Here is a 13,663-nt window from a genome sequence, read left to right as displayed (position 1 = left end):
CAGGCAAATAGGGTCGCGAAGCTAGCAGCCTCGGGCGCGCAGAGTGTGAGCGAGACCACTCCGGGCTGCTTACGCTTGACGTCATCACGACGTCTGGAATTTCTTCACCTTGTTACCATGCCGGCGCAGGGCGTAGCCGATTTTCCAGGGCGTGAGGCCAAGGATACGAGCCGCCCTGGCAAAACCCAACCGGCCTTGTCAATCGCGTCGATCAGCCACTAGCGTTCCGTCAGATGCGGGCGACAAGCGCCATGGTTCGGACGCCGGCCGTAAGGGGGAGATACCTTGCTGCGGAGGCGCCGATGCGACTGGCCGGCAGCCGCAATTCGCTCGATGTGTTACGGCCAGTGGTATGAGGTGGCGAGTGGCTGATTGAGGTGCGTGGGTATTGCCGGCAGTGGCGGCAATCTCCGGCTCTCCTTCAGCGTCCAGACGACGACTTCTCCATCACCCGTCTGCAGAAACGTGGGCAGGACGTTCACGACAATTGGCCAGCGTATGGCGAGCGCAATCTCCAGCTCGCTTGGCGCGGTCAGCACCTTCACATATCGTAGAGTCCCTGAGCGCGGTATCTGCTTAGGTCATGCGTGCGCCGGTCATCCGAATTTAAAGAGGATTCCGAAACCGCCGCGTGGATAGTTCCACTCGATCTCACCAGTCGTCCCGCACAAAATCCGGCAGGTGCCGCACTCCATGCAGCCGTCGGCAGTGATCTCCACTTGACCCTTGTCGTTCAACTCATAACATTTCGCCGGGCAGACGTGGGTCAGCGCGAGCAAATTCGCGCTCGGCTTCTGGTGCGGTCGCACTTTGATGTGCGGGCGGCCGGAATCCACCAAGTAGCGGTTCTGGTAAAGCTTGTCCTCGACACGTGACTTCGTCGCTGCGCTGGTCATTTCGTCTCCCCTCAGCGCCACGCCAATGCAAGGCGGACCGCGTCGCTGACCAGCCCCCAGCGCGAGCGCGCCTTGATGAAGGCCGCCGTGGTCGCCTTTTCCTTCTCGATCTTCGGCGTGCCGTCGACACGCATGAAGTTCTGCGCAGCTTGCGACATCAACCGCGGATAAGTCGTGAAATAATTGCATGAATTGGTGTGGAGCAAGGCCGGCATGTCTTTGTATTTCCTCAGGTCCTTGACCACGAAGGACTTGTCCAGCATGGCTTTGTAAAGGGCGAGATTCCGTTTGTTCATCGGACCGTTGCGGCTCTTGACCTCGACGATTGCCTCAGCCGCAATGCGGCCGGAGGTCATGGCGAGGTTCGAACCCTCGCGGTGAATGGCGTTGTTCAGTTGCGCGGCATCGCCGACCACGACCCAACCATCGCCAAAGAGCTGCGGAATAGCCTTGTAGCCGCCTTCGGGAATGAGGTGTGCGGAATATTCTTTCACTTCCGAGCCGGCGATCAGCGGCCGGATCGAAGGATGGCTCTTCAAGGCATCAAGGAGAACGTAGGGGCTCTCGACCATCGCGGCAAAATCGGAGACGAGGCAGCCAATGCCCAGTGAGATGGACTCCTTGTTGGTATAGAGGAAGCCGAGCCCGGCCATGCTGCGGGAGGTCGTGCCCACCGCCTCGATCACGCAGCCCTCATCGCCCTTTACGCCGAACCGCTGCTCAATGACCTCTTCGGGCAAGAAATGCATTTCCTTGACGGCGAGGGCCACGGTTTGCGGCTTTGGCATCTCGCGCAGGCCGGCTCGAGTGCCAAGCAGGCCGCAGACACCTTCTGCGAGAACGACCACGTCCGCGTAGATGGCTCCGCCCGCCCGGTCTGTGCGGACGCCGATCACCCTGTCATTGGCATCACGGATGAGTTCCGTCACGGTCGTCTCGCACAGAACGGTCGCGCCGGCCGCGCGCACCTTACGCGAAAACCATTTATCGAACTGGGCACGGATGATCGTGTATCGGTTGGGCTTCGCCTCATTGAAGTCGTCCGACCTATAGTGAATCCCTGTATGGGATGTGTCGTCCATCACCCAAAGCCGCTGTTCAACCAAATGCCGCTCGAGAGGCGCATCATCCCGGAAATCCGGGATGATCTTCTCCAGCATGTTCGCGTACATGATGGCACCCTGGACATTCTTGGAGCCCGGATATTCACCGCGCTCCAACTGCAGCACCTTCAGGCCATGGCTGGCCATGGTGTAAGCAGCTGCGTTTCCGGACATGCCTGCCCCAACAACAATGGCGTCGAAGTTTTCCTCGATCATGTCCATCCCCTTAGCTCGAAAGCTTATCGCGACTGTGGGGCGACAGCCGCCGGGTGAAGGCTTCCGTCAGTGCGGGCAGGAAGCGGATCGCGTCGGTGACGATTCCGAGGTGAGCGAAATCGAAAATCGGCGCGTTCGGGTCGGTGTTGATGGCCACGATGAGATCCGCCCCCTCCACGCCAACCCGATGCTGGACGGCGCCGGAAATCCCGGCCGCTATGTAAAGCTTCGGCCGGATCGTCTTGCCAGTTTGGCCGATCTGCCGATCAGCTGGCATCCAGCTCTTCTGGACCAACGGACGCGAACAGCCGTGCTCGGCGCCGATTGCTCGTGCGAGGTTCTTCACAAGCTGCAGGTTCTCCGCCGCGCCAAGACCAAGGCCTCCCGCAACCACGACGTCGGCATAGGCAAGGTTTGCCTTCGCCGACTGATTGTCCGGCAGGAAGCCGAGGACTTTGGTAGCGATCTCGTCCTCGGCAAGCGAAAGCTTGTGCCGGATGACACGCCCGACCGGTTTATCCGTCCGCTGCGGCATGGGCATGACCCTCGGCCGCACGGTCGCCATCTGCGGGCGGAAATTGAGCGTATAGATCGTGCACAACAAGGAACCGCCGAAAGTCGGACGCGTGGCGGCGAGCGAACTGTCGGTATCCACATCGAGTTCGGTGCAGTCGGCCGTGAGCCCCGTCTGCAAGGTCGTCGCCACGGAGCCGGCAAGATCCCTGCCCAGTGTGGTGGCACCGAGAAGAAGGATTTCGGGTTTGTGGGTATCGACCAGATCCGTCAGCGCCTTGGTGAAAGGTTCATTCCGATAGTCGGCGAGCAGGGGCGCCTCGGCGATGTAGACAAGGTCAGCGCCATACGCGAATGCTTCGGCAACGGCGTTCCCGACGGCCTCTCCCGGCGGTCCAAGCACGACGCCTGCAAGCTGGACCTGAAGCTTGTCTGCTAAGTTGCGGCCTTCGCCGAGCAGTTCGAATGACACCGGATGGACCTCGCCACGTTCGAGCTCGATGAAAACCCAAACGTGCCGATAGTCCTTGAAATGGGCGGGCAACTCCTTCTTTATGCCGGCGCGGCCGGCGGCAGGGCGAGGGGTTTCTCCGTTCGCGGTCGACATCGTTTTGCTCCTTGCCGTCACGCGCCGCCGTTAAAGGCGAGCTCATGTTCCAGCGCCGGCTGGCGGGTGAAGATTGCGGTGATGAGTTCGTCAGCGACATCGCGCAAGGCCTTCTCGGCGGTGTCGATTTGTGTCGCCTTTTCAGCTCGAGCAGGAGGGGCGAAAACACGTTTGACGACGGTCGGTGAACCGCGCAGGCCGCATTTGGTGAGATCCTCAATGCCGGCGTCGGCCGCGCTCCATTTCAAGACCTGGCTGCGCGCGGCGCACAAGGCGTCCTGGATCGAGCCCCGGCGGATCTCGTTTGTGCCTTCCAGCATGGTGATGAGGCAAGGGAGCCTGCTCTTCAGCATCTGTGTGCCGCCTTCGGAACGGCGCTCGACCTTGATCTCGCGTGCAGCAAGGTCGACAGAAGGGATCTTCGCGACATAGGTCAGTTGCAGGAGTCCGAGGCGCTTGGCGATGCCGGGCCCGACCTGGGCGGTGTCGCCATCGATCGTCTGCTTGCCGGTGAAGACGAGGTCTGGCGTGCCGAACGTCTCGCCAATCTTCGCGATTGCCTGGGAAAGGGCGAACGAGGTTGCCAGCGTGTCGGAGCCGGCAAAATAGCGGTCGGTCAAGAGCACCGCTCGGTCGGCGCCGTAACCGAGCGCCTTGCGCAGCGCGTCCTCTGCCATGGGCGGACCCATGGTGAGCACAGTGACTTCGCCACCATGGGCGTCGCGCAGTCTGAGCGCTTCTTCGAGGGCGAACAGGTCGTAAGGGTTGATGATGGTCGGAACACCCTGGCGCATGATCGTGTTCGTGACCGGATGGACCCTTATCTGTGCCGAGTCCGGCACCTGCTTGATGCAGATTACGATGTGCATTGGCGGTTTCTCTAGGCTCGTGTCCGGGTCCGGCATTGCGGTTATCTCCTTTGTCCGCATTATTCGTGCCAAGTCTCTTGCGCTCCCCCTTTCCTACAACTTCGGCTGGTTGCTTCTGACGGCGCTGTGGTGATGACCGGATTTGGCGGCTGCTCGACATTGTCGCGTCGCACCGTTGTCGCCGATCATTCCCGTCCGAACCGCTTCAGTACCGAGTCGAACGGAACAAAGGTGTGACCCGGCGCGGCAGGTTTGTTCGGATCGTGGTCCTTGAGCACCTTGAAAATCCGATGCGTGAGCGGCGAGGAAATCGCAAAGTCCTCGTAAGCTCGTTCGAGCGTCGCGCGCACCCTCGCGGCAATCACCTGGTCGGGCAGACCGGAGAAATCTTCTTCGGCGAGGTATTGGCCCACACGCTTCATGATATGGAGCCGCGAGACATTCAGTACCTTCGGGTCATAGGCGACGCCTAGGACTGAGAAGAATTCCTCTGCAGCCGACAAGCGCTTCAGTCGTGCGAGGATGTCGGTGACATCCATGGGGCGGCTGTCAGCGGAACAATTCATTGCATTCTTCCTGGTCGCAAAACTGTGGCCTCTGTGCGCTCGCGCACGGCTGACTTGGACCCGCACAGCTCGATGAGAGATGCCTCGCTGCACATTCCATCGTAGAGCTCGACCAGTCGAGTTGCAGTGACGGTCGATTTGGTCTCGGCCGCCTCGCGTCGGACGCGGGCCACCATCGCGGCTGCCAGATCCGGGTCGAGATCGCGACCGCTTTCGCTCAGCACATGGGCAATCGCAGTGGCGCCGGAATGCTTGCCGATGACGATCCGCCGGCAGCGGCCCACGAGAGTCGGATCGAGCCCCTGATAAGTACGCGAGTCCTTCAGCAGCCCTGCGACGTGAATGCCGGATTCGTGGGTGAAAACATCGGCGCCGACGACCGGCTTAGTGGCTGCGGTCTGCCGGCGGGCGGCCCAAGCCACCTGGGCGGCGAGGCCGGGCAATGCGGTCAGCTCAATGCCGGTGTCTGCGCCGTCGAAGACTGCCATTGCGGCGGCCACCTCCTCCAGCGCGGCATTGCCCGCACGCTCGCCGAGCCCCAGGACGGTGACGGAGGCATGGCGCGCGCCTGCGCGGATCGCAGCCAGCGTGTTGGCGCCAGCAAGTCCGAGATCGTTGTGCGCATGAAATTCAAGGTCGATTGGAGACTGCACCACGAGCTGGGCGACAAGTTCGAAGGTCGAAAACGGGTCGAGAACACCGACTGTGTCGGCCAGCCTCACGCGGCTTGCGCCGGCGCGTGCGGCCGTCTCGATGACGCGGGCGAGATGATCCCGATTGGCCCGCGAGGCATCCTCGCAGCCCACCGCGACGAAGAAGCCGGCATCGGCGGCGCGCCTGACCATATGATCGATGACCTGGAGCGCTCCCGCCTTGTCGAGGCCGAGCTTGGCGGCAAGTTGGATGTCCGACGCAGGCAGCGACAAATTGACCGCTTGGACGCCGCTCTCGATCGCTGCATCGAGATCCAACGACGTCATCCGGCACCAGGCCATGAGCCGAACCGGAAGACGCCGCGCTACCACGGCGCGAATTGTTTCCATCTCGTCGACGCCCATGACCGGCGTGCCGATCTCGATCTCTGTCACGCCGGCCGCCGCAAGAGACTCAGCGATCTCCAGCTTTTCCGTCGTGGTGAAGGCGACGCCCGGCGCCTGCTCGCCATCGCGCAAGGTCGTATCGTTGAGGGAGACATGACCGGTCATGACAGGCAGCCTGTTCTTCTGCGGCTCACGCATAGACCGGACTACCCGGCCCAGAACCGGAAAAGCTGCGCAGCTTCCCCACGATTCCCGGCATGACCTCGAGCACCCGGTCGATGTCCTCTTCGCTGTTGTCCCGCGCCAAGGAGAAGCGGACTGCCGCGTGTGGCGTTTTCATCGCGCTTAGGACATGGCTTGGTTCCAGAGAGCCGGAGGTGCAGGCCGAGCCAGAGGAACACGCGATGCCAATGCGGCTGAGGAGAAGTGGAATTCCATCACTTTCGACATGTTCGAAGGAGATGTTTGCGGTGTTGGGCAACCGTTGCAAGGGATCACCAGTGACACAGGTGCTTGGGATGCGCTGAAGGATCCCGCCCTCCAGGCGATCGCGGAGCGACTTTACCCGTGTGGTCTCGTCGTCCATGAATTTCAAGGCGAGTTCGGCCGCCGTGCCGAGCCCGGCTATGCCGGGCGTATTCTCGGTGCCAGCACGCCGGTTGTGCTCTTGGTGACCCCCCTTGATCAGCGAATGGAAATCGACGCCACGTTTTACGAAAAGCGCACCGATCCCTTTCGGCCCGTGCAGCTTGTGGCCGGAGAGCGACAGCATGTCGATTGCGGTCGACTTCAGGTCCATCGGAAGCTTGCCGACCGCCTGCACAGCATCGGTATGGAATAGGGCGCCCACTTCCTTGGCCAACTCGGAAAGCCTTGCCACGGGGAAGATCACACCAGTCTCGTTGTTCGCCCACATTATTGACACGATTGCAACCTGTGGGGTGAGGGCGGCCATATAGGCGTCGAGATCGAGCCGACCACGGCAATCCACCGGGATCCTGTGCACCTTGAGGCGGCGGGTCTTCTCAAGATGCGCGCAGAGCGTCAGCACGGCGGGATGCTCGACCGCGGACGTCACGATCTCGGTTCGGTTGGGCGCCGCCTCGAGCGCTGAAAGAAGCGCTGCATTGTCGCTTTCTGTCCCACCCGAGGTGAAAGTGATCTCATCCTCGAACTCCGCGCCGATCAGAGCTTGCAACTGCCTCCGCGCCTTTCTCACCGCCGCACTGACTGAGGCGCCAAGAGCGTGTGCCGACGAAGGGTTGCCGAATTGATCCCTAAAGAACGGCAACATCGCTTGCACGACCTCAGGATCGACCCGTGTGGTTGCGTTGTTGTCGAGGTAGACAGGCTTCATAGGTGCGATCCTCAGTTAAACAGAATGACGCGAGCGCTAGACCGACTCGTTGAGCCTCTGGCGCATGCCGTTGATGATCATTTGAACTGGCAGCGCGCGCAGGCGCCCGGAGTGTTTGACGTAAACCGGATCTCCGTCGATATGGACATGTTCGCAGTGGCCGTAGGTCAGCCCGCAGGTAAGGCCGCCCGAACGCGATAACGCTACCGATGAGCCGAATTTGGCGCAGCGGCGCGATTTGTCCGCAAGCAGCTCGGGTGCCACCAGGAACCGAGCTGCTTCGGGAGGCGACGTTCTTTGAATCCTACTGGGAGCGAATGGCGGTCCCGAGATCGGCTTTGACCTTGTCTTATTTTTTAGGACGGGGGCATCTGTTGTGCCGGCCATATAAGTCTCCTCTGCCGCAAAATCACTCTGTCGGCCGCACAGGCGCTTCGGGCGTTTAACTGAAGGACTTGCCGCAGCCGCACTTTTCGCGCGCATTGGGGTTATCGAAGACAAAACCGGAAGATTGGAGCCCGGTGAGGAAGTCGACGGTCATGCCGGCTACATGGGGTTGGGAGCCCGCGTCCACGAACAGCTTGACCCCATCTGTGTCAGTGATCGCGTCGCCCTCGCGCGACACGCTCTCCAGGCCCATTAAGTATTTGAAGCCGGCGCAGCCGCCGGCCTCGACCATAATGCGAAAGCCGTCCGCCGGCTCGCTGGCGCGGGAAAGAGCAGTCTTGAAGGCGGCAACAGCGTTGTCGGTGAGCGTAATCATGGCTCCATTCTCCTCAGTCCGGGACCTGCTTGCCCATCACGTCGCATGCACCGTGCCAAAGCCAAAAAACGTTTCAACACAGCGCGGCATCTCTCACACTGGTGCTTCTTGTGAGTGCATTGCTGAGAAGGTGTCGGCCAATCGACACGTGCTGTCGGGTTTGTCGGGTCAGCCACGAGGGATGTTGGGCCTGAGTTCTTGGTTGAACTCACATCACCAAATACAGAACTTCTTCTGAGCTTGCTCGGCGCAATTGGCACGGTTTTTGAAGCTCCGTTTGGCGAGACGGCAAGAGCATGCCGATCCACAATCATGCGATAGGTGCCATCGCGATGGATGGGGCGAAGCAGGGGACCAACATGTCAGGACCGTGGTCAGATACGTTTGGCAAAGCAGCGCCGCCCATGGCATCCGAATGCCCGCTTGGCCGATTGCGACAACATCCACACTCGCTCACCACCGCCCAGTAGCCGCCGACCGGCTCGATGGCATGCCATCGGCATGTGGCTGCTCGCTGGTTTTCGCACGGGTGCGACGCCGTGCGCACGCTGTCCAGCGACACCTTGTTCATGGGCCAGCAGCAGATCAGGATCGAGCATTTCGGCGCGCCTTATCGGCTGAAGATTCCCGGGCAGGGCAGATGATCCTCACACGTCGTAGAAACAGGGGTAAGCATGGACCAACGCGAGAAACCGTCGCCCGACGAAATCCGGCGGGCGTGCAAAGACAATCCGAAGATCCGGGAGCATGATCTCGCCGCTCGATTGGGCATTTCGGAAGCCGAGTTCGTCGCGGCGCATTGTGGTCACGGCGCGGTGCGCATCGAGCCGCGCGTCGATGATCTGCTGACCGGCCTCGAAGCGGTCGGCGAGGTGATGGCGGTCACCAGCAACGAAAGTGCCGTGCACCAAAAGATTGGCGTCTACGGCAAAGTGGTCACCGGCAACATGCATGCCATACTGCTCGGCGACGAGATCGACCTGCGCATCTTCCCGAAAGCGTGGGCGTATGGCTTCGCCGTCGAGAAGCGCGAGGGAGCCGAGATCCGCCGCAGCCTTCAATTCTTTGATGCCACCGGCGAGGCGATGCACAAAGCTCATCTCACGCCCGCCTCGAACCTGCAGGCCTATCAGGATCTGACGGCAGAGCTTGTATCCTCCGACCAGGAGCCGATCATATCGCTCGAGGCGAGCGGGGCGCCCGATAACGCAGTGAGTCCAGACCACGCCAACACGGTCGACGACCTACGCGAGCACTGGGGCCGGCTAAGCGACGTGCATCAGTTCTACCATATGTTGAAGACACTGAAGCTCAGCCGCTGCCAGGCGATGCGTATGGCCGACGAGGATGACGCCTGGGCACTCGACAATGATGCCGTTGGCGCCCTGTTCCAACAGGCGGCCGAAGACGAGATGCCGATCATGTGCTTTGTCGGCAATCGTGGTTGCATTCAGATCCATTCCGGCCCGATCAGGTCGGTCAAGCAGATCGGGCCGCGGATCAATGTGCTCGAAGAGACCTTCCATCTGCATCTTAGGACCCATCTCATCCGCGAGGTCTGGGCCGTGCGCAAGCCGACGAGGGATGGTCACGTCACGTCCATTGAAGCTTATGGCGCGGACGGCAAGATGATCATCCAGTTCTTCGGCACGCGCAAGGAAGGCGAACGCGAGGGCAGCGACTGGCGGTTTCTGGCCGAGAGTCTGCCACGCGTTCCCGGTCCGACCTCCAGGGGTGTGTTGACTGCCGACAGGTCCTCGGATTGAACCGACCGCGATAGGACTCAGCACCACGTTCCGACAGCGGCTCGCGAGCAAATTTAGGTCCATGAGCGGAAAGGACTGCCGTCGTAGCGCATGCGCATGGTCAGGTGATGCACGCCGGAATGGACCGCATTTATACAGTCAAGCTGGTGGCCGACCGGACCGTGCGCACGAGTGCATCGCCGTCTGATCGAAAAGCCTTGCAGCGCCTCCGATAAAACGCATACGCCATCAGCGCCGAACCGAAGCGCGGCTTGACCTTTTTGATACTCGCGCAAGCGCCGTCGGGTCTTCTCGGACCGCACCCGATCCTTGCGCTGGATTGCGTCGTTGCTCAATCCGGGCCGTGCGGGCGATCTACTCGCTCGTCGACCGGCAGGCTGTGCCGCAACAGCCAAGCCGAACAGCCCGATGTCGCGGGCTCGACAAAACCGACCACGGATGTCGGTTGTCGGACGTTGTCATAAGAATGATGGACAGGTGATCATCAGCGGCGGGCCCAGCGCAGGCTGGCATTGCTTGGTGCAGCGCCATGGCTACCCCTATCCGGCACGCGAGTTGCTTCGACAATTTGATCAGCAGGGCAGAGGTGGATTGACCAGTCTCTCAACCCTAACGGGGATAAGCGGCGGCTTTGCTTCATGACCGGAGCGCGGCGGAGATGCCCCTCTGATCGACTTCGCAACCCATCTCATCCGCGCTGGTGCAGGTGGGCTGTATCAGGCGACAGAATTTAGAAGGCACCCGACAAGAGACGTGCCCATGCTGGAAATCGACTTTATGAACAGCGGTGCAATCTCAATCGAGCCATGAACGCCAATGTAGAGAAAACAAAATGGCGACCAACCCCGTTCCAGATCATGTCCCGCCCGAAATGGTGAGGGACTTCAGCCTGTTTACATCGCCAGGGATGCCACCAACACCCAACGGGGATCCACACGCAGCTGTCGCTTGCGTACATGACGGGCCTCCGATCTTTTACTCCCGCTACAACACGCAAGATGGCCGGGGTACCTGGGTCATCACCCGTGCCGCGGACCAGCGGAAGGTGCTGCAGGACGCAGAGACTTTTTCCAGCCATCGCAGCATCTTCTCCTCCATACTGGGTGAAAACTGGCCGACGATCCCGCTTGAGCTCGATCCACCGGCCCATGGCGTCTTTCGCTCACTGCTCAATCCGCTGCTTTCGCCAAAGCGGGTGTTGGCTTTGGAACCGGCTGTCCGCGAACGGGCGGTCGAGCTGATCGAAAGGATCGCCGCGTCGGGAACAAGCTGCGAGGTGATGAAGGATTTTGCCTTTCCTTTCGCGGTGAGCACCTTTCTTCGCTTTCTGGGGTTGCCTGATGACCGACTCGATACATTCGTTGGCTGGGGGAAAGATCTGCTCCACGGCGACGATAAGGAACGACCTGTGGCTGCCCGGACGATCGTGGCATTCATCGACGAACTTGCAGCCATGCGCCGCGACGAGGCGGTTGACGATTTCATGACCTTTATCGTGCAGGCACAGGTCGAGGGCCGCCGGCTGACGGACACCCAAGTCCGCGGCATCGGCGTGCTTGTCTTCGTCGCTGGGCTCGACACGGTCGCAGCAGCTATAGGCTTTGACTTGGCGTACCTCGCACGCAACCTCAAAGATCAGCAATTGCTGCGGAGCGAACCGGACCGCATCCCGCTCGCAACCGAAGAATTGCTGCGGGCCTATCCGCCCATTCAGTTAATCCGCGTGGCCACGAAAGATATCGACTTCGAAGGCGCGCCGATCCGGAAGGGGGACTATGTTTCCTGCGCCACGATGATTGCCAATCGTGACCCGGCGGAATTCGAATGCCCCAACACGATTGATTTGGAGCGGGAGGACAACCGCCACGCAGCGTTTGGCTATGGTCCCCACCGTTGCCTTGGCTCACACCTTGCCCGGCGCGAGATTGTCATTGGCCTGGAGGAGTGGCTGGCGCGCATCCCGGCTTTCAGGATCAAGCAGGGTACGGCGCCGATAACTTCTGGCGGCCATGTGTTCGGGATCGAAAATTTGATCCTGGACTGGTCTTAGGCCCGCCCCGAGCCCGGGCACAGACAATGGAGGCAGCGCCATGCGCATCATCGTCCAAAAGGCCAAATGCCAGGGCCACGCGCGATGCGCGGCGCAAGCGCCGGACATCTTTAAACTCGATAATGACGGTTACATCCTGCCTGGTGACATTGAAGTTGCGGAAGGGGAGGAACTGCCTGCATCACGAGGCGCGCGATCCTGTCCTGAACGTGCGCTGGAACTCACTCGCTGACGCTCTGGATGAGACGGCATTCAACCGTGAGTCTGGCGGCTTGAACCATGTGGCCGCACTCAGCACGCGACCTCTGTCCCGCACGGTTCACGTCCAACTCTGCGGGGCAATTCCGGCGCCAGTGTTCCCCGTGAGGCGCAAACGGCAGGGCAGGGGTTCGCGAACCTCTTCGAATCACAGAATTTGCGTCAGAGCCGATGGACCAGACGAGAATTGCCGAACTACTCGACGCGAGGCGACCCGGAGTGCCACACCGAAGAACTGCCCGACCCATGTTGCGGCAGGCCGGGTCTCTGCATGATTTGATAGGGCGAAACCAGGAGAACGCACCATATTTGCCCAACATTATGCCCGGCTCACCACCCGCCAATGGCCGCAGCTGGAGAGGAGGTTCGACCAGCATGTGCTTGCCTGTGTGCTTTCACGTGCGCTCGAGGAGATCGAGGCCGGCGAGGCGACGGCGACGAAGGCAACCGGACTTTCGCGCGCCGAGTTGCGCGATGTCCTGGTCCGCTGTTTCCCTGCTTTTCCTATCAACGCGTTTGCGTTGGAAGAGGGGAGCGAGCCCGAGCCGGATCTGGAAGAAGAACTTCTGCGCGGACTGCTGCTGGCGCATGCCCGGCCCGACGACAAGGCAAGCGCCCGCTTCGCCAAGATCATCGCCCGGCGTGCCATGCGCAATGACCACCTCTGGCAAGACCTTGGCCTTTTTAGTCGAAGCGACCTCGCCCGCCTGCTCGCCTCGCATTTTCCGACGCTGGCGGCCGGCAACACCCAAAACATGAAATGGAAAAAATACTTTTACCGAAAGCTCTGCGAGGCCGAAGGCTTTTCGCTGTGCAGCTCCCCCAGTTGCCGGGACTGCAATGATTTCGAAAGCTGCTTCGGCCCGGAGGAAGGCGAAAGCCGCCTCACACGGACCAAGGACAACGCCCAGGACTGAGAGCCGCTTGCGTCAGTCGTACAGCGTCAGAGCTCGCGCCGCGCCATCTGTCTGTTGTCAAATCTCGACGGACGCCTTGGGGGATTTGAATACTGTGCGCTCGCGATGCTCGCTTCGGCGGGTCGTCGTCATGGCAGGCGCGAGTCGAATGTTTGTTAGATGCCGCCACAACCTAAGCCGGCATCATCAATCGCTACAAGCGCAAGGAGTTGAAGGACACGTTGCGCGATCTTGAGCAGGCCGGACTTGGTGACCAGCTCGTTAGGTTTTCCAATTCATGAGTGGCTAGAGCGATGGCTGTACTGGCGTTCGATCTCGTTTATTTTTCCGGCCTGACGGCAGACCAACTGCTAGCAGCGTCATCTCACTTCTGGCGTGTTTGCTCCTTTATAACGCTCTGGCTCCGGACCGAGTTAATCGATAGGTCGGCGGCCGCTCGGCGTCACTGCTAATGCCCTGATACGATTTTAGGAAACGGGGTCTGCAGTGTTTTCTTCCGCTTCGGCGCCACATAGCTTTCAACCAGGCGAAATGCTCGACGTCGACAGTTACCAGCGGCCGTAGGTTGATGGTCACCGTGTTTGGCGCTCAGAACTTCCTCTGTGCTAGTCAATGGCGAGCATCGGAAGCGATTTTGCAGGTTTTGCGCTGACGGGATTCTGGCTCGGCCCGCCGGTCGGGTTCGTCAAAAGGTGCTAATATAGCGTTGTATGTCCGATCGGCGGTAGTAGCCGCTTACTGA

General features: G+C 60.7%; 15 protein-coding genes. 6 read left to right on the top strand and 9 right to left on the bottom strand.

The genetic code is table 11. From position 1 onward, the window contains the following. Positions 1–596: 596 nt before the first annotated feature. The 4 genes from NKH22_RS27410 to NKH22_RS27395 are packed head-to-tail and all read right to left on the bottom strand — an operon-like array spanning position 597 to position 4,204. Entirely contained in the window at positions 597–896 is a 300-nt protein-coding gene (locus tag NKH22_RS27410) for a ferredoxin family protein (protein ID WP_023806340.1), read from the bottom strand. 11 nt (positions 897–907) lie between these two features. Continuing rightward, complete coding sequence (locus tag NKH22_RS27405; protein WP_023712672.1) at positions 908–2,215, bottom strand: FAD-binding protein; 1,308 nt, start codon at positions 2,213–2,215, stop codon at positions 908–910. A gap of 10 nt (positions 2,216–2,225) precedes the next feature. After that, positions 2,226–3,335 (bottom strand): electron transfer flavoprotein subunit alpha/FixB family protein, encoded by a 1,110-nt coding sequence (locus tag NKH22_RS27400; RefSeq protein ID WP_023685019.1) that lies wholly within the window; start codon positions 3,333–3,335, stop codon positions 2,226–2,228. Between the two features lie 17 nt (positions 3,336–3,352). Beyond that, positions 3,353–4,204, bottom strand: a complete 852-nt coding sequence (locus NKH22_RS27395; protein WP_352520149.1) for an electron transfer flavoprotein subunit beta/FixA family protein — start codon at positions 4,202–4,204, stop codon at positions 3,353–3,355. On the opposite strand from NKH22_RS27395, the gene NKH22_RS27390 reads away from it, so the two are divergent. Further along, positions 4,128–4,337, top strand: coding sequence for a hypothetical protein (locus tag NKH22_RS27390; RefSeq protein ID WP_198029010.1), 210 nt, complete (start codon positions 4,128–4,130; stop codon positions 4,335–4,337). The genes NKH22_RS27395 and NKH22_RS27390 overlap by 77 nt on opposite strands. A gap of 52 nt (positions 4,338–4,389) precedes the next feature. On the opposite strand, the gene nifW is transcribed toward NKH22_RS27390, so the two are convergent. From nifW to NKH22_RS27365, 5 genes are all read right to left on the bottom strand, one after another. Further along, positions 4,390–4,770 (bottom strand): nitrogenase stabilizing/protective protein NifW, encoded by a 381-nt coding sequence (nifW, locus tag NKH22_RS27385; protein ID WP_023687348.1) that lies wholly within the window; start codon positions 4,768–4,770, stop codon positions 4,390–4,392. Beyond that, positions 4,767–5,975, bottom strand: a complete 1,209-nt coding sequence (gene nifV, locus NKH22_RS27380) for a homocitrate synthase (RefSeq protein ID WP_023727119.1) — start codon at positions 5,973–5,975, stop codon at positions 4,767–4,769. Before nifV ends, nifW begins: the two co-directional genes overlap by 4 nt. A 25-nt stretch (positions 5,976–6,000) precedes the next feature. After that, complete coding sequence (gene nifS, locus NKH22_RS27375; protein ID WP_023685015.1) at positions 6,001–7,167, bottom strand: cysteine desulfurase NifS; 1,167 nt, start codon at positions 7,165–7,167, stop codon at positions 6,001–6,003. 36 nt (positions 7,168–7,203) lie between these two features. Continuing rightward, entirely contained in the window at positions 7,204–7,431 is a 228-nt protein-coding gene (locus NKH22_RS27370; RefSeq protein ID WP_352520150.1) for a hypothetical protein, read from the bottom strand. A gap of 178 nt (positions 7,432–7,609) precedes the next feature. Further along, positions 7,610–7,930 carry a HesB/IscA family protein gene (locus NKH22_RS27365; protein WP_023698282.1) on the bottom strand — a complete coding sequence of 107 codons (321 nt, stop codon included), beginning with the start codon at positions 7,928–7,930 and terminating at the stop codon, positions 7,610–7,612. Positions 7,931–8,469: 539 nt separating this feature from the next. Here NKH22_RS27365 and hemP point away from each other — a divergent pair. The 5 genes from hemP to NKH22_RS27340 all read left to right on the top strand — a co-directional run bounded on the left by hemP (position 8,470) and on the right by NKH22_RS27340 (position 12,921). Beyond that, on the top strand, positions 8,470–8,574 hold the full coding sequence (gene hemP, locus NKH22_RS27360; protein ID WP_023685012.1) for a hemin uptake protein HemP: 105 nt from the start codon (positions 8,470–8,472) through the stop codon (positions 8,572–8,574). A gap of 30 nt (positions 8,575–8,604) precedes the next feature. After that, positions 8,605–9,696: a hemin-degrading factor gene (locus NKH22_RS27355; protein ID WP_352520151.1), complete on the top strand. Its 1,092-nt coding sequence runs from the start codon at positions 8,605–8,607 to the stop codon at positions 9,694–9,696. 832 nt (positions 9,697–10,528) lie between these two features. Beyond that, entirely contained in the window at positions 10,529–11,746 is a 1,218-nt protein-coding gene (locus tag NKH22_RS27350; protein ID WP_352522081.1) for a cytochrome P450, read from the top strand. A gap of 40 nt (positions 11,747–11,786) precedes the next feature. Next, positions 11,787–11,978 (top strand): ferredoxin, encoded by a 192-nt coding sequence (locus tag NKH22_RS27345; protein WP_081725572.1) that lies wholly within the window; start codon positions 11,787–11,789, stop codon positions 11,976–11,978. A gap of 331 nt (positions 11,979–12,309) precedes the next feature. Beyond that, positions 12,310–12,921 carry a nitrogen fixation protein NifQ gene (locus NKH22_RS27340; protein ID WP_352911812.1) on the top strand — a complete coding sequence of 204 codons (612 nt, stop codon included), beginning with the start codon at positions 12,310–12,312 and terminating at the stop codon, positions 12,919–12,921. The last annotated feature ends 742 nt before the right edge of the window (positions 12,922–13,663 follow it).

Source organism: Mesorhizobium sp. M1252, from assembly GCF_040318265.1.
Taxonomy (GTDB): domain Bacteria; phylum Pseudomonadota; class Alphaproteobacteria; order Rhizobiales; family Rhizobiaceae; genus Mesorhizobium.
The sequence above is the reverse complement of the archived record's forward strand: the minus strand, read 5'-3'. Positions and strand labels throughout refer to the sequence as shown.

What these genes read in the sequence shown, in the direction of transcription:
- NKH22_RS27355 (WP_352520151.1), top strand. Translation starts at nt 8,605, where the DNA reads ATGGACCAACGCGAGAAACCGTCGCCCGACGAAATCCGGCGGGCGTGC.
- NKH22_RS27405 (WP_023712672.1), bottom strand. Translation starts at nt 2,215, where the DNA reads ATGATCGAGGAAAACTTCGACGCCATTGTTGTTGGGGCAGGCATGTCC.
- nifS (WP_023685015.1), bottom strand. Translation starts at nt 7,167, where the DNA reads ATGAAGCCTGTCTACCTCGACAACAACGCAACCACACGGGTCGATCCT.
- nifV (WP_023727119.1), bottom strand. Translation starts at nt 5,975, where the DNA reads ATGACCGGTCATGTCTCCCTCAACGATACGACCTTGCGCGATGGCGAG.
- NKH22_RS27365 (WP_023698282.1), bottom strand. Translation starts at nt 7,930, where the DNA reads ATGATTACGCTCACCGACAACGCTGTTGCCGCCTTCAAGACTGCTCTT.
- NKH22_RS27350 (WP_352522081.1), top strand. Translation starts at nt 10,529, where the DNA reads ATGGCGACCAACCCCGTTCCAGATCATGTCCCGCCCGAAATGGTGAGG.
- NKH22_RS27410 (WP_023806340.1), bottom strand. Translation starts at nt 896, where the DNA reads ATGACCAGCGCAGCGACGAAGTCACGTGTCGAGGACAAGCTTTACCAG.
- nifW (WP_023687348.1), bottom strand. Translation starts at nt 4,770, where the DNA reads ATGAATTGTTCCGCTGACAGCCGCCCCATGGATGTCACCGACATCCTC.
- NKH22_RS27400 (WP_023685019.1), bottom strand. Translation starts at nt 3,335, where the DNA reads ATGTCGACCGCGAACGGAGAAACCCCTCGCCCTGCCGCCGGCCGCGCC.
- NKH22_RS27390 (WP_198029010.1), top strand. Translation starts at nt 4,128, where the DNA reads ATGATCGTGTTCGTGACCGGATGGACCCTTATCTGTGCCGAGTCCGGC.
- NKH22_RS27345 (WP_081725572.1), top strand. Translation starts at nt 11,787, where the DNA reads ATGCGCATCATCGTCCAAAAGGCCAAATGCCAGGGCCACGCGCGATGC.
- NKH22_RS27395 (WP_352520149.1), bottom strand. Translation starts at nt 4,204, where the DNA reads ATGCACATCGTAATCTGCATCAAGCAGGTGCCGGACTCGGCACAGATA.